Annotated in this window: 1 protein-coding gene; it reads right to left on the bottom strand. The window is 69.5% G+C overall.

The window, feature by feature from the left end:
* Positions 1–279 (bottom strand): protein-L-isoaspartate O-methyltransferase (locus DBR23_RS32050; protein WP_369882184.1); only part of this gene is annotated, 279 nt, incomplete at its 3' end.
* Between the last annotated feature and the right edge of the window lie 26 nt (positions 280–305).

The raw sequence follows: 305 nt of genomic DNA, 5'->3' as shown, positions 1-305 counted from the left end.
GCCCAGCCCGCCATGACGTGCGCTCTCTGCGCCCAGCAGCAGCTCACACATGCGAGCCACCACGCTGGGCTTGGAGATGGTCTGGCCCAAGCCTATCGGCAGGCTGGTGTCTTCGTAGGCCTGGTTGACCAGGGCACTGTCCACAAACCGGTGGCGCTCCACAGCGCCCATGGCCTGCAGCACGGGGGCCAACGTGATGCCGCCCGCCGCCAGTTTTTGCACCATCCGCGCCCGGACGGCCGACGAATCCAGCCCCACTCCGGCAGGTGTCGCGGCCACCGCCGGCTTCCGCTGTGCGGGGGAAG

This window comes from Acidovorax sp. HMWF018 (assembly GCF_003061035.1).
GTDB classification, from domain to species: domain Bacteria; phylum Pseudomonadota; class Gammaproteobacteria; order Burkholderiales; family Burkholderiaceae_C; genus Acidovorax; species Acidovorax delafieldii.
Note: the sequence above shows the minus strand (reverse complement) of the source record. Positions and strands in the feature narration are given on the sequence as shown.